Source organism: Streptomyces sp. NPDC058008 (assembly GCF_042886395.1).
In the GTDB taxonomy this organism is placed as follows: domain Bacteria; phylum Actinomycetota; class Actinomycetes; order Streptomycetales; family Streptomycetaceae; genus Streptomyces.
In genome coordinates, this window is sequence record NZ_JBHVQX010000006.1 from 59,228 (window position 1) to 76,127 (window position 16,900).

The following is a 16,900-nucleotide window of genomic DNA, read 5'->3' on the forward strand; positions in this document are numbered from 1 at the left end:
GGCGGCTGCTGGCTTCAGGACCCGGAACATGATCGGGTTGACAACCCGTCAGCCGTACGGGGACCAAGCCGAGGGGCACGGATGACGAACCGACAGCACCCACCGCCGGACACCGTCGTCGTGGGCGCCGGCCTGGCGGGACTGGCCTGCGCGCTCGACCTCAGCGGCGCGGGCCTCCGGGTCGAGCTCCTGGAGGCGTCCGACGCGGTCGGTGGCCGGATGCGCACGGACCGCCGGGACGGCTTCCTCCTGGACCGGGGCTTCCAGGTGTTCAACACCTCGTACCCGCAGGTGAAGAAGCGTCTCGATCTGCGGGCCCTGCGCCTGCGGCCGTTCACCCCGGGGCTCATCGCCCGCACGCCGTCGGGCCGGGTGCGTGTCACCGACCCCACACGGCGTCCGCGGGACGCGGGCGCGCTGCTGCCCGGACGTGTCCTGCCGGGGCGCGACCTCGCCGCGCTCGCCGCACTCACGGCGCGTGACGTCCTCCTCCCGCCGCGGCGCCTGGGCCGGGTGACCGACCGCACCGCGTCGGAAGCCCTCGTGCGCGCGGGACTGTCCCCACGGGCGATCGAGGACATCCTGCGGCCGTTCCTGTCCGGGGTGTTCCTGGAGGAGGGGCTGGAGACCTCCGCGCGCTTCCTGCACCTGGTCTGGCGGAGCATGGCGCGCGGCACGCTCTGCCTGCCCGCGCGGGGCATCGGCGCGGTACCGGCCCAGCTCGCCGCCGGGCTGCCGGACGGCGTGCTCCGGCTGGGTTCGGCCGTCGCGGAGATCACGGACACCGGGGTCCTGCTGGCCGACGGGGGCGAGCGGCCGGCCTCCTCCGTCGTCGTGGCCACGGACTCCGCCACGGCCGCCCGCCTGCTGCCCGGCCTGCCGGTGCCGGACGGCCGTACGGTGACGACGTACTACCACGCGGCGGACCGGTCGCCGCTGACCGAACCGACCCTGGTCGTCGACAGCGGCCTCGCCGTCCTGAACAGCTGCGTCCTCACCGAGGTCGTGCCCGGCCACGCTCCCCCGGGCACCGCGCTGATGTCGACCTCCGTGCTCGGATCGGGTCCGCCCGGCGGGGAGAGGACGGTCCGCGCACGGCTGGCCGAGCTGTACGACACGGACACGAGCACCTGGGAGACGGTCGCCTCGTACACCGTGGAGGGGGCCCTGCCCGCCATGCGGCCCCCCTGGCCCCTGAGCCGTACGACCCGGTTCGCGCGGGGCCGGTACGTCTGCGGGGACCACCGGGCCACCGGGTCGGTGCAGGGTGCGCTGGCCTCCGGCAGCAGGGCCGCGCGCGAGGTGCTGGCCGACCGGGTGCCGACGCGGGCCGCCCGGACGTGACCGGGCCCGTCCAGGACCGGGTGGACGACGCCGTCGTCGTGGGCGGAGGTGCCGCCGGGCTCAGCCTGGCCCACTGGCTCACCAGGAGCGGGACGGGGGTGACGCTGGTCGAGGCGCCGGACGGGCCGCTGCGCCCGGCCGAGCGCACCTGGTGCTACTGGGAGGCGGGCACCGGGGAGTTCGAGGAGGCCGTCGTCGCTTCTTGGGAGAGGCTGCGGGTACGCGGACCGGACGGCTGTGCCGTCGAGGCGGACCCCTCTCCGCTGCGTTACCGCATGGTCCGCTCGGCCCTCCTCGAACGGCTGGTGCACTCCCGCCTCGCGGCCGCCCCGGCCGCCCGCGTCGTGCGGGCCACCGCCCATGAGGTGCGCGACGCGCCGCACGGCGCGACGGTGCGCTGCACGACACCGGGCGGGCAGCCCCTCACCCTGCGCGGCAGGGTCGTCTTCGACTCCCGGCCGCTGAGCGGCACACCACCGCACCGCACGCTCCTGCTCCAGCACTTCCGGGGCTGGTTCGTGCGGACCGCCGCCCCACGCTTCGATCCCGGAGTCGCGGACCTCATGGACTTCCGGGTCCGCCAGCCCCGCCACGGTCTCGCGTTCGGTTACGTCCTGCCGCTGGCCCGGGACCGGGCCCTGGTGGAGTACACCGAGTTCTCCCGCGCCCCGCTCACGACGGCCGCCTACGAGGCCGCGCTGCACCGGTACACCGGCGACGTCCTGAGGCTCGGCCGGTTCGCCGTGGAGTCGGCGGAACAGGGCGTCATCCCGATGACCGACGCGCGCTTCCCCCGCCGGACCGGCCGCGCCGTCTTCCGCGTCGGGGCCGCCGGGGGCGCCACCCGTCCGGCCACCGGCTACACGTTCGCCGCGGTGCAGCGGCAGAGCAGGGCCATCGCCACCGCACCGCACCGCGGGTCCCGGGGCGTGCCGCCACCGCACGGCCGCAGGGCGCTCGCCATGGACGCCGTGCTGCTCCGCGCCCTGGACACCGGCCGCGTGGACGGGCCGCGCTTCTTCACCGACCTGTTCCGCCGCGTTCCCGCGGAGCGGCTGCTGCGTTTCCTCGACGGCGGGAGCACGCCGTGGGAGGAGTTCGGGATCGGCCTGGGTGTGCCGGTGGGGCCGATGCTGCGCACGGCGGCCGAACTCCCCTTTCTCACCCGCCGGGCGACCGGCCGATCCGAAGGGAGACCCCGATGACCCTGCTGCGGGACGACGACCTGGCCCATGCCTTCGATCACGCGTCCCTCACCTACGACCGGCTCACCGCGCTGCATCCGGGATACCGTTCCGGGCTCCTGCGCTCGGCGCACCGCCTCCGGCTGCCCCGTGGCGGAAAGGGGCTGCGGGTGCTCGATCTGGGGTGCGGTACGGGCGCGTCCACGCGGGCGCTGCTGCGCGTGGCCCCGTACGCCCGGATCACGGCGGTCGACGCGTCCGCGGGCATGCTGGAGCGTGCCCGCGCGAAGCACTGGCCCCCCGGCGTCCGCTTCCTGCACCGGTCGGCCGAGGAACTCCGCGCCACCGACGAGGGCACCTACGACGCCGTCTTCGCCGCGTACCTCTTCCGCAACGTCGCCGCACCGAGCGAGGTCCTGGAGGCCGTCCGGTCCCTGCTGGGCCCGGACGGCCGTCTGCTGGTCCACGAGTACAGCCTCAGCGGCTCACCGGTGCACCGGGCCGTCTGGAACGCGGTCTGCCGGGGGATCGTCGTCCCGGCGGGGACGCTGACCGGGGACCGCGCGCTGTATCACCATCTGTGGCGCAGTGTCCTCGCGTTCGACACGGCGCCCGGCTTCGCGCGGCGGATCTCCCGGGCCGGGTTCCCCTTCGTGCGGACCGTGCCCGTCGGTGGCTGGCAGCGGGGGATCGTGCACGCGTTCCTCGCCCGGAACGGCACGGGTCCCGCCGGGCCGGGGGCGTCATGAGTGGCCGCCGGCGCCGCCCTGACCGCACCCGGCACGGACGCGACCGCAGGGCCGAGGTGCTGATGCCGGAGCCGGGACGTGAGCGCTTCACCGGCGACGCGCCCTCGGCCGGGGTCGTGGGCGGCGGCATCGCGGGTCTCGCGGCGGCGACCGCGCTCGCCGAACGCGGTGTCCGTGTGACGCTGTACGAGCGGGGAGAGTCCCTCGGCGGCCGTCTCGCCGGGTGGCCCGTCCGCCTCGCGGACGGGTCCGGGGCGACGATGAGCCGCGGCTTCCACGCGTTCTTCCGCCAGTACTACAACCTGCGCGGGCTGCTGCGCCGTACGGATCCCGGCCTCACCTCCCTCACGCCCCTGCCCGACTACCCCCTGCGGCACCGCGACGGCATGGCGGACGGTTTCGCCCGTGTGCCGAGGACTCCGCCGTGGAGCGCGCTCGGATTCGTCGCGCTCAGTCCGGCGTTCGGCTGGCGCGATCTCGCCGCGATGAACCCCCGTGAGGCGCTGCCCCTCCTCGACGTCGGGGTCCCCGAGGTGTACGAGCGGTTCGACGGGGTCAGTGCCACGGACTTCCTGCACCGGATCAACTTCCCCGAGGCCGCCCACCACCTCGCCTTCGAGGTGTTCTCCCGCAGTTTCTTCGCGGACCCCCGTGAGCTCTCCGCCGCCGAGCTGCTGCTGATGTTCCACATCTACTTCCTCGGATCCTCCGAGGGGCTCCTCTTCGACGTGCCGCGCGAGCCGTTCCCGCAGGCCCTGTGGGAACCGCTGGGCGGATATCTGCGGCGCCTCGGCGCCGAGGTGCGCACCGGCACCGCGGTCCACCGTGTCGGCGGCCCCGCCGACGGGGACCTCGTCGTGGAGAGCGACGGCGCGGCCGACCGCCACCAGGCCGTGGTGCTCGCCCTGGACACGGACGGTCTGCGCCATGTCGTGGGTGGATCGGAGCAGTTGGGGGACGCGTCCTGGCGCAACGGCATCGCCGCGCTGCGTACGGCGCCGCCCTTCCTCGTGTCCCGGCTGTGGCTCGACCGCCCGGTGCGCGAGGACCGCGCCGGGTTCCTCGGGACCAGCGGCTTCGACGGACTCGACAACATCAGCGTCCTGGACCGCTGGGAGGGCGAGTCGGCCCGGTGGGCCGCGCGGACGGGCGGTTCCGTGGTCGAACTCCACGCCTACGCCGTCCAGGCGGGCACCGGGCCCGAGGAGGTGCGGCGCCGGATGCTGGACCGGCTGCACGAGGTCTATCCGGAGACGAAGAGTGCCCGGGTGGTCGACGCCCGCCACGAATGGCGCGCCGACTGCCCGGTGTTCCCCGTGGGCGGCTACCACCGCAGACCGGCCGTGCGCACCCCGCACCCCCGGGTCACGCTGGCCGGTGATCTGGTGCGCACCGGGCTTCCCGTCGCCCTGATGGAACGTGCCGCGACGTCGGGTTTCCTCGCGGCCAACGCGCTCCTCGCGGGCTGGGGCGTCCGGGGGCAGGTGCTGTGGACCGTTCCGCGTGCCGGACGCTCCCGGGCCCTGCGCGCCCTGGCGGGGCGGGCGGCGCGGCGGTGACACTCAGCCGGGGAAGCGCCCCGTGCTCCGCAGCGACCAGCGGCGTTCGGCGTAGGCCAGGTCGTCGCGCCAGAGCCGGCCCGCGGTCCGGCGCATCAGGGGCCGCAGGGCGGGCGCGACGGCGCGCGCCAGGGCGAAGCCCGGCCGGCCGGAGGCCGCCACGACGGCCTCGACCACCGCGGTCCGGGGGCGGGGGGCGCCGGGGGCGGTGAGCGGCGTCGCGTGGGTCTCCACCACCGAACCCGTGCCCTCTCCGTCCGTGATGCGCATGACCACCGTGCGCGGTCCTGGCGCCGTGAACACCGCCCGCACCGGCACCACCAGGCGGCCGGCGACCTTGAACGAGACATCGACGGCGAACGCGTCGTCCTCGCCGTCCTCGGGGGTGGCGGCCACCTCCAGACCGACGAACGCGTACGGATGGAACCAGGAGCCGTGCCAGGGGTCGAGCCGGTTGGCGACCACGTCCTCGGGTTCGCAGTCGCCCGCCGCCGTGAACACCGCCTCGACCGCCTCACCGGGCACCGGTCTCACCGGGACGGCCGGCCGGTCCAGCGGGCTCTCCCCTCCCGCGGCGTCCAGTCTCACCCACACCAGGACCCCGTCGTCGTGCACCGGGTAGGGCTCCCACCCGGCGAAGGGCCTGCCCTCCAGAGCCAGACCGTGCCAGTGGCACAGGAGCGTCCCGCACACCACCCGGCTGTCGCGCAGCGGGGCTCCCAGGTGCGGGCACTCCCCCGGTCCGGCGCGCAGCGCACCGTCCTCGGAGCGCCACAGCACGACCTCCGTCCCGGCGACCGTCCGGCCGTACGGGCGCTCACGTGCCCCGATCGCACGGGACGCCCCCACGACGTACCAATTGCCCGACGGCCGGGCGGTGGCCCGCTCCAGTGCTCCGGCGATCAGGGCGGGCCTCGCCTCGCGCCAGGTGGGGGCCTGGCGTTCCCAGCGGGGGGTGCGCCGCAAGCGCAGCGGCGAGGTCCGGGCCGTCGTCACTCGGCGGCCGTTCATCGCGGTGCGCCCTCGGGCGTGGCGACGGGTGGGCGGGGCCGCATCCGTGCCCCCAGGATCCGGACCAGTCCGCCCGCGGCGGTGACGGCCCGACGCCCGCGTGGCACCACGGCCCGGCGGTGCAGGACCCGGTAGTCGTCGGCGGCGATGGCGTCCAGGATGCCCCGGTACAGGACGAAGGCCGTGCGGATGCAGGGCCGTACCCGCGGCTCCAGCATGGCGATGCCCCCTTCCGCCTCCCGGTACACGCTCCGGATCACCGCGTCGGCCTCGGCGAACGCGGCCCGGATACGCGGGTCGTGGCGTCCGGTGCGCCGGCTCCACTCCAGCAGGGGCCGTTCCACGGCGTGGGCGGCGAGCAGATCGGCGGGCAGGTAGACGCGCCCGCGCCCAAGGTCCTCGCCCACGTCCCGCAGGAAGTTGGTGAGCTGGAAGGCCTCCCCGAGCGCGGCCGCGTGCGGGGCCGCCTCCTCCCGGGGCACGACCGTCCCCAGCACGGGCAGCATCTGGAGGCCGATCACCGCCGCGGAACCGTGCATGTAGGCGCGCAGATCGTCGTACGTCGGGTAGTCGGTGACGGTGAGGTCGCTGCGCATGGACCCCAGGAAGTCGGCGAACAGGCCGTGGTCGATGGCGTAGCGTTCCGCGGTGTCCGCCACGGCCCTGACCACGGGCTCCTCGCCGCCTCCCGTGCGCAGCCCCTGGGCCAGGTCCCTCTCCAGCAGCCGCAGCAGGCGGTCGCGTTCCCCGGGGGACCGCCGGCGGTCCAGGTCGTCCACGATGTCGTCGGCCCACCGGGCGAAGCCGTACAACGCGTGGACGGCGCAGCGGCGTTCGACGGGCAGCAGCCGGGTGGCGAGGAAGTACGTCCTGCCGTGGCGGGCGTTGATCAGCCGGCACCGGGTGTAGTCGTCACGCAGGGCGGGTTCGGTGATCCCGGCGGCATCCAGTTCACGGCGGTTCATCGGCGCTGCCCTTCGAGGACGGGGGGACGACGGCGCGTGGCCGCCGCGCGGGAGGGGCCGGTGACGCGGGCGGCGGCGAGCTTGCCGCTCACCAGTACGGTCGGCACACCCACCCCGGGGGTGGTTCCGCATCCGGCGAGGACGACGTTGTCGTGGCCGCGTACGAGGTTGCGCGGCCGGAAGGGGCCGGTCTGCGCGAAGGTGTGCGCCACGGAGAACGGGGTGCCCGCCGCGTGGCCCCGGGACGTCCAGTCCACCGGTGTGACCAGCAGCTCCCGGTCCATCGAGGCCTCGAAGCCGTCGAGGCCCCGGCGCTCCAGCTCGGCCAGGAGACTGTCCCGGTAGCGCGGCCCCAGGTCCTCCCAGGTGCCCGCCGACGGGCCCGTCGTGGTGTTGGGGCACGGGGCGAGGACGTAGTGCAGGTGTCTGCCCGGGGGCGCGAGTGACGGGTCGTGCGTCGTGGGGCGGGTGATGAGCAGGGAGGGGTCGCTCATCAGCCGTCCGGTCCGGGTGAGTTCGTGGAAGGTGCGTTCCCACGCGGCGCCGAAGGACAGGGTGTGGTGGGCGAGTTCCGGCCAGGTGCGGTCCGTGCCGGCGTGCAGGACCACGGCGGACGGGGCGTGCCGCAGGGGCACGGGGCGGCGGGGCGCCCGGCCCAGGAGGCGGTGGACGACGGGCAGGTCCGGGGTCAGGACAACCGCGTCGCAGGTGATCCGTTCGCCCGACGCGAGCCGGACGGCCCGTACCCGGCCGGCGGACCGTTCCAGTGCGCTGACCTCGGCGGACCAGTGGAACCGGGCCCCGGCGTCGGCCGCCGCGTCCGCCATCGCCCGGGGCAGCGCGTGCATGCCTCCCTTCGGGAACCAGACGCCCGCGACCGTGTCCATGTAGGCGATGACCGCGTAGGCGGCGAGCGCGCGGGCCGGGGCGACGCCCGCGTAGAGCGACTGGAAGGAGAAGACCCGGCGGAGCCTGGGGTCCGTGAGGAATCTGCCGATCTGCGGATCGAGCCGGCCGAAGCCGCCCAGGGCCGCGAGCCGGGCGAGGTCGGGGTGCAGGAGTTGGAGGGGCGAGTCGAAGTTGGTGTCGATGAAGCGGCGCATCTGCGTGCGGTACAGCCGCTCCAGCCACACCCGCAGCCGGCGGTAGCCCGCCGCCTCGGCCGCCCCGGCGAAGCGGCGTACCTCCTCCTCCATGGCGTCGCCGTCGGTGTGTACGTCGATCCGGCTGCCGTCCGCGAAACGGGCCCGGTAGGCCGGGTTCAGCGGAAGCAGTTCGACCCGGCGGTGGAGGCTGTCCCCGACGGCGGCGAAGGCCTCGTCCGCCAGGTGCGGCATGGTCAGCACCGTCGGGCCGGTGTCGATCCGGTAGCCGCCGAGTTCCAGCCGCCCGGCGCGCCCCCCGGGTCCGGTGTCCCGTTCGACCACGGTCACCCGGCGGCCCGCGCCGAGCAGATGGAGGGTGGCAGCGAGGCCGGACAGGCCGGCACCGACCACCACCACGTGGTCCGTGGGGCCGGACAGGGTCCTCACAGGGCCTCCTCGTCGTGGGAGGGCGCGGTGCCCACGGCCCGCGCCACCAGCCCGGCGAACTCCCGTCGGGCACGGGCGTCCGGGTCCGCGGCGGCGAAGTGACGCAGGCTCGACTCCGAGAGGACGGCGATCTCCTCCTCGACCACCGCTCGCGCGCCGGTACGTTCCAGCGCGGCCCGCATCCGCTCGACCGTGCCTCCACCGGTCGGGTCCCCGTCGGGGCCGAGTACGTCCAGGGCGTCGGTGTCGCCCGACTCGGCGGCCAGGCGGAGGGCGATGGCGAGAAGGCCGGTGAGCTTGCGTGCCCGCAGGTCCTCGTCCGCCGGCTTCCCGGTCCGCGACGGGTCCCCGAACACGCTCAGCAGGTCGTCGCGGAGCTGGAAGGCGAGCCCGGCGCAGCGCCCGGCGGACCGCAGCGCGTCGACGGCAGGGGCGTCGGCCCCCGCCAGGGACGCGCCCAGGGCGAGCGGCCGCTCCACGGTGTAGAGGGCGCTCTTGAGGGTGGCGATCTTCCTGGCCTGGGCGGGGTCGGAGGAACCGGTCGCCTGCGCCCGCATGTCCAGGTACTGCCCGGCCACCATCTCACCGCGCATCGCGCGCCACTCCGCGTGCAGCCGTGGGCCGTGCGGAGAGGTCAGCGCGGTCTCGGTGAACAGATCGTCGGCCCAGGCCAGCGCCAGGTCTCCGGCGAGCACCGCCGCGGTGGCGGAGAAGGACGCGGCCGATCCCCGCATGCGGGCCGCCTCGTGCCGCCGCGCGAAGTCCGCGTGCATGGCGGGTGCGCCGCGGCGCACCGGCGACTCGTCCATGACGTCGTCGTGCACGAGTGCGCAGGTCTGCAGCAGTTCCAGGGCCGCGCCGACGCGCGGTGGTGTCCGGGGGTCGCCGGTGCCTCCCGCGGCCAGCCATCCGCACCGGACGAAGGCCGGCCGCAGCCGCTTGCCGCCGTGCAGTGCGAACGCGGCGACCCGGGACGCCACTTCCTCGGCGAACACGGCGTCCACCCGGCGGGCCTCCTCCAGCCTGGTGTGCAGGTACTCCGCGAGGACGGCGTCGACGGCCGCCGTGGCGTCGGCGGTGTGCGGGGCGCGGCCCGTCCCGGTGCCGCCGCCTCCGCCGCCGCCTGGGGCGGGGCCGGCGCCCGCACCGGTCCTTGCCCGCGTCGCCCGTGGCCCGAGCATGGACAGCCCCTTTCGCTCGGTGGCCGCTCGCGCGTCCACCGGTGCCTCCGGCCGCGAGGACCGCGGATGCGCCTATGCCTGCCCGGCACACGGCCGGGTCGGAGCGGAGTTCACCCGGACGGCGGACGACAAGGGGGGCGGGGCGCGGATCCGGCCCGGCGGGAGCACCCGGAGGTCCGCGCCCCCGGGTCCGGCGGACGGCGGTACGGCCCCGGCGCGGGCAGGCCACGGGGCTCCGGCACGGACGGCGCGGGGAACACTCCGGCGCGTCCCGCCGCGCCCGCGCCGGATGTCACGGGGAGGGCCGCGGCACCGCGGTGCCGCGGGCACGTCACCGCGTCACTGCCGGGGAACGCCGCGCACGGGGTGCTTGCTCATGATCGAGACGCGGTTGAAGGCGTTGATGGTGACGGCCACCCAGACCACGGCCGAGATCTCGTCGTCGGAGAGGGACCGGCGCGCGGTGGCGTACGCGTCCTCCTGGAGAGCCGCGTCGGCGGGGTGCGTCGTCGCCTCGGCCAGGGCGAGGGCGGCACGCTCCTGCTCGGTGAACACCTCGGTGTCGCGCCAGGCAGCCAGTACGCCCAGCCGCCGGCCGGTCTCGCCGGCGCGCAGCGCGGCCCTGGTGTGGACGTCCAGGCAGTAGGCGCAGCCGTTGATCTGCGACACCCGGAGGTTGACCAGTTCGACCAGGGTGCGGTGCAGCCCCGCCTCCCGCGCGACCGCGCGGACCGCTTCGGCCGTCGCGGTCAGCGCCTGGTAGGCCTTCGGGCTCCGCTTGTCGACGTAGACCCGGTCCCGCGCATGGTCCGCCTCCGTGTCGTGCACCCTGGACTCCTCACCGGGGCGTCCCGCCCCTCGAACGTGCCGCGCCCGGGGCGGACGGCGGCTTATCATCAAGCATGATTGTTGAACATGAAAGCACCTTTGTCGCACAGGGGGTCCCGCGATGAGCGGCGTGGACACGGGCGGGGCCGTGCCGGACGAGGCCACCGGCGGTCAGGAGGCGGCTCCGGAGACCGGCGTCAGCGTGCTGACGCCGCGTGACGTACCCCTGGGCGGCCCCCGGGCGATGACCGTGCGGCGCACTCTGCCGCAGCGGGCCCGTACGACCATCGGGGCCTGGTGCTTCATCGACCACTACGGCCCCGACGACGTCACCCTGACGGGCGGGATGGACGTGGCCCCGCATCCGCACATCGGCCTGCAGACGGTCAGCTGGCTGTTCAGCGGGGAGATCGAGCACCGTGACAGCCTGGGCAGCCACGCCTTCGTGCGCCCCGGTGAGCTGAACCTGATGACCGGTGGCCACGGGATCAGCCACACCGAGGTCTCCACCCCGGGCACCACCGTGCTGCACGGCGTCCAGCTGTGGGTGGCCCTTCCCGGGGAACACCGGGATGCCGCGAGCGACTTCCGGCACCACGCACCGGACCCGGTCCACCTGGACGGAGCCGTGGTCAGGGTGTTCCTCGGCACCCTCGCCGGGGACACCTCGCCGGTCCCGGCCTTCACCCCGTTGCTCGGGGCCGAGATCGTCCTGGAGCCGGGCGCGACGACGACCCTCGCCACGGACCGTTCCTTCGAGCACGGGCTGCTCGTCGACGTGGGGAGTGTCCGCATGAACGGCACACCGGTGCGCGGGGCGGAGCTCGGCCATCTGGGTCCGGGCCACGACGAGGTGACCCTGACCAACGAGACGGACGCGCCCGCCCGTGCCGTCCTCGTCGGCGGTACCCCGTTCGAGGAACGGATCATCATGTGGTGGAACTTCGTCGGCCGTACGCACGAGGACATCAGCCGGGCACGCGAGGACTGGGAGCACGGCACCCGCTTCGGCGTGGTGGAGGGCTACGACGGGGACCCGATCCCGGCGCCGCAGCTCCCCACGACCCGTCTGAAGCCACGGGGGCTCCCCCGCTGACCCGTGCCGGCGTCCGCCCGTCCGGGACGCGGCGGTCCCGCCTCCGCTCCGGACGGGCGGGGGCGGGACCGCTGTCGTGGGCCGGGCGGGTCAGCCGTCGGACAGGGTCGTGAGGACCATCGCCGTCAGCGCCGCGCGTTCCACCATGCCCGCCACCGAGGTGTTCTCCGAGCGGGCGTGGGCTCCGGAGCCGACGGCGCCGATCCCGTCCAGCACGGGGACCCCCGCGGCCACGACGAAGTTGCCGTCGCTCGCGCCCCCGACCGACGTCTCGCGCAGGTCGTGGCCGAGCGTCGCCGCGCAGGAGCGGGCCAGCTGTGCCAACTCGGCGACGGCCGGGGTACGTTCGAAGACAGGGCGGTTCCAGCCGCCCGTCACCTCGACCGACGTGCGCCCGTCCACCGGCCGCAGGGCGGCCAGCGCGGCGCCGACGCGCTCCTGTTCGGCGGCGGTGGCGACGCGGACGTCGAGCCGGGCGACGGCCTGGCCGGCCGTCACGTTGCTGCGGGTGCCGCCCTCGACCACTCCCACGTTGAGGGAGGTTCCGGCCTCCCGGTCGCGCAGACCGGCCAGCAGCAGGATCTGCTGGGCCAGTTCCTCGACCGCGCTCGCCCCGGCGTCCGGGTCGAGGCCCGCGTGCGCCTCCCGGCCGGTGACGGTGAGGGTGAAGAGGCCGACTCCCTTGCGTGCCGTCTTCACGGCGCCGTCGGCCGCGGCCTCGAAGACGAGGGCGGCGCGGCTGTCCAGGGCCTCCGCGACGATCGCGTCGCTCGAGGTGAGGCTGCCGGTCTCCTCGTCGCCGTTGAGCATGAGCGTGCAGGCGGGGCGGGGCAGGCCGAGCGCGTCCAGGGCCCGCAGGGCCCACACCGCCTGCACCAGTCCGGCCTTCATGTCGAAGACGCCGGGGCCGGTGATCCGGTCGCCGTCCCGCCGGAAGGGCCACTCCGCCAGGGTGCCGGTGGGCCAGACCGTGTCGTAGTGGCCCAGCAGGAGCACCGGGCGGCTCCCGGTGCCCGGGTAGCGGCGGACCAGGATGTCGCCCGTGCGCTCGCGTTCCAGGACCTCCTCCGCCTCCGGGGTGCCCAGGGCGCCGTCGAGCCAGCCGCGTACCCAGGCCAGACAGGCGGCGAGGGCCTCCCGGTCGTCGCTGGCGCTCCCCTGGGAGGTGTACGCGGCCAGGTCGTCGACCATGTCCTCCCGGTGCGCCTCCAGCCACGCGCCCACCGCCGTGGCCCTGTCCCGGTCAGGACGGGCCGAGCCGGCGGGACCGGCCTGGGCCGGGGCGGAGGCCGCGAGGTGGTCGAGCGCGTCCAGCCGCGACTCCGCCATCAGGTCCGGATCGCGCTCCAGCTCCCGCAGCCCGTCGATGACGGAGCGCAGGACGGGGGTGCCCACCCCGTGGCGCTCGGCCTGGGTGAAGACCTCCGCGTAGTGCGTGGTCACCTCGACGGGCCGGCGGCGGACCGCGAGGTCACGCCAGATGCCGCTGCGGTCCTTGGCCTGGGTGCCCAGCCAGGCGGTGAGACGGCCGGTGGCGGCGGAGCGCTCGCCGGGACCGGCGGCCCTCCTGAACGCCGAGGGCTCGAAGGCGTCGAACGCCTCCAGTTCCACCCCCCGGGCGTCGGCCACGTCGAAGACCTCGCCCGCCACCGCGTGCATGGTGAGCGGGTGGCGGTCGATCAGCTCCGCCATCGGCGCGTCGGCCAGGGCGGTGGCGGCCAGCATGGCGCCGAACCCGGCCTTGGCCCACAGATAACCCTCGACGTTGTCGCTGGCCACCGCGGGTCCCCAGCTCTGCAGGTCCGCGACGAGCGCGCGGACCCGCCCGGAGACGGCGGCGCCGTGGCACTCGCCGACCACCAGGGCCCCGGCGCCCCCGTCGAGGATCACCCCGGGTTCGATGACGTCGGCGAAGATGTTGACGAAGGCGGCGACGGTGCGTTCCGGCCCGATCCTGTCCGCTATCAGCTCCTCGTTGAAGCCGTTCTGGAACGAGACGACCCAGCCGTCCGGGGCGAGCCTCGGAGCGATCCAGTCCAGGGCGGCGCCCGTGGCCTGCGCCTTGACGGCGAGGAGCACCCGGTGGACGGTGCCGTCGAAGGCGTCGGGCGTGGCCGCCTCCACCCGCACGCTCTCCCGGCGCTCGCCCCGGGCCACGGTCAGCCCCCGCTCACGGATCACCGCCACGTGCTCCGCGTCGGTGTCGATGAGCTGGACGCGGTGGCCCGCGCGGGCCAGGGCGAAGGCGAGGGTCCCTCCGATGGCCCCGGCTCCCACCACGGTGTAGCTGTCGCTGCTCATGCGGACTGTCCTTCCGTGGCCGGCCGGGCCGGTGGTGCGGGTACGGCGGTGGGGGTGTGCGGGGTGCCGCCGGACGGCGCGGTGCCCTCCGGCGGCCAGATCCGGGGCAGCTGGAGCGCACCGGTGCTGGACCCTCCGTCGACCCGGAGGATCTCGCCGGTGATCCAGGAGGCGTCGGGGCCCGCGATCCAGCGGACCGCGCGGGCGATGTCCCCGGGGGTGCCCGGCCTGCCGAGCGGGTTGGCGCCGATGGCGGCGGCGTACTCCTCGGAGACCGGGTTGCACGCGCTGTCGACCGGGACGAATCCGGGGCTGACGGCGTTCACCCGGATGCCGTGGGCACCCAGTTCGAGGGCGGCGGCCCGGGTGGCCATCTCCAGGGCCGCCTTGGAGCTGGCGTAGGGCCCGCCCCCGGGCCGGGCGCGGAGTGCCGAGCCCGAGGAGATGTTGACGACCGCGCCGGGGAGACCGTGCTCCACGGCCAGCCGGGAGAAGGCCGCGGTGGCCAGGACCGGGGCCCGCAGGTTGACGGCGAAGAGCCGGTCCCACTCCGCGGCGGTCACCTCGCCCATGTCGAGGGACGGGTAGACGCCGGCCGCGTTGACCAGCACGTCGACCGGTCCGCGCGCGGCCCAGGCCTGGTGGACGAGGTCCGCCGCGGCGTCCGGCGACGTCAGGTCGACGGTGAGCGCTCCGACCGGTCCGGAGCCCGCCGCGCCGAGCTGTGCGGCGAAGGCGTCGAGTGCCTCGCGGTCGCGGTCGGCGAGGGTGAGGGCGGCACCTTCCGCGGCGAACTCCTCCGCGACGGCCCGGCCGATCCCGCCGGCCGCACCGGTGACGAGGACGTGGCGCATCAGTGGAACTCCTTGTTCTTGGTCTCGGGCATCGTCACGTAGACGAGGAACGAGATCAGCGACGCCCCGGCGACGTACAGCCACAGCAGGTCGCTGTGCCCGCTCTCGTGCATCCAGGTGGTGAGGTAGGGGGCGGTGCCGCCGAAGAGGGCGACGGCCAGCGCGTACGGCAGGGCGATCCCGGTGGCCCGGATCTCCGCGGGGAACTGCTCGGCCATGATGACCGCGCAGTTCGCGGAGTAGCCGAGGATCAGCAGCATCCCGATCAGCTGCACCAGGAAGAGGCTGAGGAAGCTGTCGCCCAGCAGGTGCAGCAACGGCCAGGCCAGCACGACGAATCCGCCCGCGAAGGCGGCCATGGTCGGCTTGCGGCCGAGCCGGTCGGAGAGCAGTCCGACGAACGGCAGCAGCACGACGAAGACGACCAGGCAGAGCGTCTGGGACAGCAGGGCTTCGCTCAGCGGGATGCCGGTGGTGAGATTGGCGTACGTCGGGAGGTAGTTGACCCAGATGTAGTACGTCAGCGTGCCCGCGACGGTGATTCCCGCGACGCGCAGCGCCGCTCCGGGGTGCTCGACGAACATCGCCTTGAGCGGGTTGGAACGCGTGCGGCCCTCGCCCCGGGCCTGGGTGAAGGACTCGGTGTCCTCCACCGAGACCCGCAGCCACAGGCCGACCAGTCCGAGCAGCCCGCCCACCACGAAGGCGAGGCGCCAGCCCCACGCGTGCAGGGCGTCGTCGCTGAGGGCGGAGGTGGTGATCGTCCCCAGCAGCGAGGCGATCAGCACACCCCCGGCGACCGACACCTGCTGCCACGATCCGGCGAAGGCGCGGCGTCCGACGGCCGCGGACTCCACGAGGAACGCGGAGGAGGAGCCGAACTCGCCTCCGGCGGAGAATCCCTGGACCAGCCGCGCCACCAGCAGCACCAGCGGGGAGAGCACGCCGATGGACTGGTAGCTCGGGGTCAGGGCGATGACGAAGGCGGCGCCCGCCATCAGCCCGACCGTCAGGGTCATGCCCTTCTTGCGGCCGTGCCGGTCGGCGTACACCCCGAGTACGGCCGCGCCCACCGGCCGCATGACGAAGCCGACGGCGAAGACGGCGAGCGTGGACAGCAGGGCCACGGCGCCGTTGCCGGAGGGGAAGAACTCATCGGCGATGATCTTGGCGAAGATGGAGTAGAGGGCCCAGTCGACCCATTCCACGGTGTTGCCGATCGTGCCGGCGACGATGGCCTTGCGCTGCTTGCCGTTCAGCTTGTGCGTGCCGGTGGCGGCCGGGACCGCGGGGGACTCGGTACTCATGACGTGTGCTCCGGGATCTCGTGGGGAGGCGTCGCGGCGCGGACGGTCCGGGCCAGTTCCGCGTGGGTCGCGAACCACACGCCGGGGTGAGCGGAGATGTGGTCGAGCAGTTCGCGCAGGACGATCAGCCGTGAGCGGTGGCCGATGACGTGCGGATGGAGGGTGAGCTGGAAGACGCCGCCCGCGCGGTAGGCGGCGTCGAACTCGTCGGTCCAGATCTCCAGCACGTCGCGGGGACGGCTGTGGGGGCGGACCGCGCCGTAGCGGTCCATCGTGAAGTACGGCGCGTCGTCGCGGATCCAGTCGACGGGGATCTCGACCAGGCCGGTGGGCCGGCCGGCGGCCAGGATCTCGTACGGCTCGTCGTCGGCCATCAGCGACGAGTCGTAGGAGAAGCCGAGGTCGAGGATGGTCTGGAGGGTCGAGTCGGAGAAGTCCCAGGACGGGGTGCGGATACCGGTCGGACGCTGCCCGGTGAGGTCGGTGAGGGTGTCCAGGGCCCGCCCCACGAGCTCCTTCTCGTCCTCCGCGCCCATCAGCGTGTTGCGCTCGTGGATCCACCCGTGCACCGCGATCTCGTGGCCGTCGCGGGTGTAGGACCTGGCCTCCTCGGGGTGGAGCAGCGCGGAGACGGCCGGCATGAAGAACGTCGCCGGGACCCCGAAGCGGGCGAGCAGGTCCAGGACCCGGGGGGCACCGACCCGGGCGCCGTACTCGCCCTGGGCGAGCAGTCCGGGGCTGGTCAGGCCGTCACGCAGGGGGATGGTCTCGTGGTCGGAGTCGAAGGACAGGGCGACCGCGACCCGGGCACCGTCCGGCCAGCGTTCGGGCAGCAGCCCGCGTCCGGCACGGACGGCCTCGACGTGCCGCCGCCATTCGCTCTCGGGCCACCGCCAGCTCTGCGTGGCGGTGTCCGGCTCGTTCGTGGGCATGGTGATCTCCGCTGTGACTCGGGGACGGGGGGCTCCGGACCGGAGGGCCGGGACGGG

Annotated in this window: 14 protein-coding genes; 5 read left to right on the plus strand and 9 right to left on the minus strand. The window is 74.7% G+C overall.

Annotation, left to right across the window (positions count from 1 at the left end; genetic code table 11):
* Positions 1 to 81: 81 nt before the first annotated feature.
* The 4 genes from ACFVS9_RS07765 to ACFVS9_RS07780 are packed head-to-tail and all read left to right on the plus strand — an operon-like array spanning position 82 to position 4,836.
* Positions 82 to 1,344 (plus strand): NAD(P)/FAD-dependent oxidoreductase, encoded by a 1,263-nt coding sequence (locus ACFVS9_RS07765; protein WP_389930888.1) that lies wholly within the window; start codon positions 82 to 84, stop codon positions 1,342 to 1,344.
* Positions 1,341 to 2,549 carry a lycopene cyclase family protein gene (locus tag ACFVS9_RS07770; RefSeq protein WP_389930889.1) on the plus strand — a complete coding sequence of 403 codons (1,209 nt, stop codon included), beginning with the start codon at positions 1,341 to 1,343 and terminating at the stop codon, positions 2,547 to 2,549. The genes ACFVS9_RS07765 and ACFVS9_RS07770 overlap by 4 nt, the downstream gene beginning before the upstream one ends.
* Positions 2,546 to 3,277 (plus strand): class I SAM-dependent methyltransferase, encoded by a 732-nt coding sequence (locus ACFVS9_RS07775; protein ID WP_389930891.1) that lies wholly within the window; start codon positions 2,546 to 2,548, stop codon positions 3,275 to 3,277. Before ACFVS9_RS07770 ends, ACFVS9_RS07775 begins: the two co-directional genes overlap by 4 nt.
* Positions 3,274 to 4,836 (plus strand): FAD-dependent oxidoreductase, encoded by a 1,563-nt coding sequence (locus ACFVS9_RS07780; RefSeq protein ID WP_389930892.1) that lies wholly within the window; start codon positions 3,274 to 3,276, stop codon positions 4,834 to 4,836. Before ACFVS9_RS07775 ends, ACFVS9_RS07780 begins: the two co-directional genes overlap by 4 nt.
* A 3-nt stretch (positions 4,837 to 4,839) precedes the next feature.
* Here the strand turns inward: ACFVS9_RS07780 and ACFVS9_RS07785 are convergent, their stop codons facing one another.
* The 5 genes from ACFVS9_RS07785 to ACFVS9_RS07805 all read right to left on the minus strand — a co-directional run bounded on the left by ACFVS9_RS07785 (position 4,840) and on the right by ACFVS9_RS07805 (position 10,353).
* Positions 4,840 to 5,847 carry a DUF5914 domain-containing protein gene (locus tag ACFVS9_RS07785; protein ID WP_389930893.1) on the minus strand — a complete coding sequence of 336 codons (1,008 nt, stop codon included), beginning with the start codon at positions 5,845 to 5,847 and terminating at the stop codon, positions 4,840 to 4,842.
* Positions 5,844 to 6,812, minus strand: coding sequence for a phytoene/squalene synthase family protein (locus tag ACFVS9_RS07790; protein WP_389930894.1), 969 nt, complete (start codon positions 6,810 to 6,812; stop codon positions 5,844 to 5,846). The genes ACFVS9_RS07785 and ACFVS9_RS07790 overlap by 4 nt, the downstream gene beginning before the upstream one ends.
* Entirely contained in the window at positions 6,809 to 8,344 is a 1,536-nt protein-coding gene (crtI, locus tag ACFVS9_RS07795) for a phytoene desaturase family protein (protein ID WP_383116854.1), read from the minus strand. Before crtI ends, ACFVS9_RS07790 begins: the two co-directional genes overlap by 4 nt.
* Positions 8,341 to 9,525 carry a polyprenyl synthetase family protein gene (locus ACFVS9_RS07800; RefSeq protein ID WP_383116853.1) on the minus strand — a complete coding sequence of 395 codons (1,185 nt, stop codon included), beginning with the start codon at positions 9,523 to 9,525 and terminating at the stop codon, positions 8,341 to 8,343. Before ACFVS9_RS07800 ends, crtI begins: the two co-directional genes overlap by 4 nt.
* 339 nt (positions 9,526 to 9,864) lie before the next feature.
* Positions 9,865 to 10,353, minus strand: coding sequence for a carboxymuconolactone decarboxylase family protein (locus ACFVS9_RS07805; protein WP_383116852.1), 489 nt, complete (start codon positions 10,351 to 10,353; stop codon positions 9,865 to 9,867).
* Between the two features lie 121 nt (positions 10,354 to 10,474).
* Here ACFVS9_RS07805 and ACFVS9_RS07810 point away from each other — a divergent pair, with 121 nt between their 5' ends.
* A complete protein-coding gene (locus ACFVS9_RS07810) occupies positions 10,475 to 11,449 on the plus strand; it encodes a pirin family protein (protein WP_389930896.1) in 975 nt (324 codons plus the stop codon).
* A 90-nt stretch (positions 11,450 to 11,539) separates the two neighbouring features.
* Here the strand turns inward: ACFVS9_RS07810 and ACFVS9_RS07815 are convergent, their stop codons facing one another.
* From ACFVS9_RS07815 to ACFVS9_RS07830, 4 genes are read right to left on the minus strand one after another with little or no spacing between them, the layout of a single operon-like run.
* Complete coding sequence (locus tag ACFVS9_RS07815) at positions 11,540 to 13,750, minus strand: 2-dehydropantoate 2-reductase (protein ID WP_389930898.1); 2,211 nt, start codon at positions 13,748 to 13,750, stop codon at positions 11,540 to 11,542.
* Positions 13,747 to 14,604, minus strand: coding sequence for an SDR family NAD(P)-dependent oxidoreductase (locus ACFVS9_RS07820; RefSeq protein ID WP_389930899.1), 858 nt, complete (start codon positions 14,602 to 14,604; stop codon positions 13,747 to 13,749). Before ACFVS9_RS07820 ends, ACFVS9_RS07815 begins: the two co-directional genes overlap by 4 nt.
* Positions 14,604 to 15,911, minus strand: a complete 1,308-nt coding sequence (locus ACFVS9_RS07825; protein WP_383116848.1) for an MFS transporter — start codon at positions 15,909 to 15,911, stop codon at positions 14,604 to 14,606. Before ACFVS9_RS07825 ends, ACFVS9_RS07820 begins: the two co-directional genes overlap by 1 nt.
* Positions 15,908 to 16,843 carry a polysaccharide deacetylase gene (locus tag ACFVS9_RS07830; protein WP_383116847.1) on the minus strand — a complete coding sequence of 312 codons (936 nt, stop codon included), beginning with the start codon at positions 16,841 to 16,843 and terminating at the stop codon, positions 15,908 to 15,910. Before ACFVS9_RS07830 ends, ACFVS9_RS07825 begins: the two co-directional genes overlap by 4 nt.
* Positions 16,844 to 16,900: the final 57 nt, after the last annotated feature.

Excerpts from the sequence above, each read along its gene's own strand:
- ACFVS9_RS07820 (WP_389930899.1), bottom strand. The coding sequence starts at position 14,604 with ATGCGCCACGTCCTCGTCACCGGTGCGGCCGGCGGGATCGGCCGGGCC.
- ACFVS9_RS07785 (WP_389930893.1), bottom strand. The coding sequence starts at position 5,847 with ATGAACGGCCGCCGAGTGACGACGGCCCGGACCTCGCCGCTGCGCTTG.
- ACFVS9_RS07800 (WP_383116853.1), bottom strand. The coding sequence starts at position 9,525 with ATGCTCGGGCCACGGGCGACGCGGGCAAGGACCGGTGCGGGCGCCGGC.
- ACFVS9_RS07780 (WP_389930892.1), top strand. The coding sequence starts at position 3,274 with ATGAGTGGCCGCCGGCGCCGCCCTGACCGCACCCGGCACGGACGCGAC.
- ACFVS9_RS07825 (WP_383116848.1), bottom strand. The coding sequence starts at position 15,911 with ATGAGTACCGAGTCCCCCGCGGTCCCGGCCGCCACCGGCACGCACAAG.
- ACFVS9_RS07810 (WP_389930896.1), top strand. The coding sequence starts at position 10,475 with ATGAGCGGCGTGGACACGGGCGGGGCCGTGCCGGACGAGGCCACCGGC.
- ACFVS9_RS07765 (WP_389930888.1), top strand. The coding sequence starts at position 82 with ATGACGAACCGACAGCACCCACCGCCGGACACCGTCGTCGTGGGCGCC.
- ACFVS9_RS07775 (WP_389930891.1), top strand. The coding sequence starts at position 2,546 with ATGACCCTGCTGCGGGACGACGACCTGGCCCATGCCTTCGATCACGCG.
- ACFVS9_RS07830 (WP_383116847.1), bottom strand. The coding sequence starts at position 16,843 with ATGCCCACGAACGAGCCGGACACCGCCACGCAGAGCTGGCGGTGGCCC.
- ACFVS9_RS07790 (WP_389930894.1), bottom strand. The coding sequence starts at position 6,812 with ATGAACCGCCGTGAACTGGATGCCGCCGGGATCACCGAACCCGCCCTG.
- ACFVS9_RS07815 (WP_389930898.1), bottom strand. The coding sequence starts at position 13,750 with ATGAGCAGCGACAGCTACACCGTGGTGGGAGCCGGGGCCATCGGAGGG.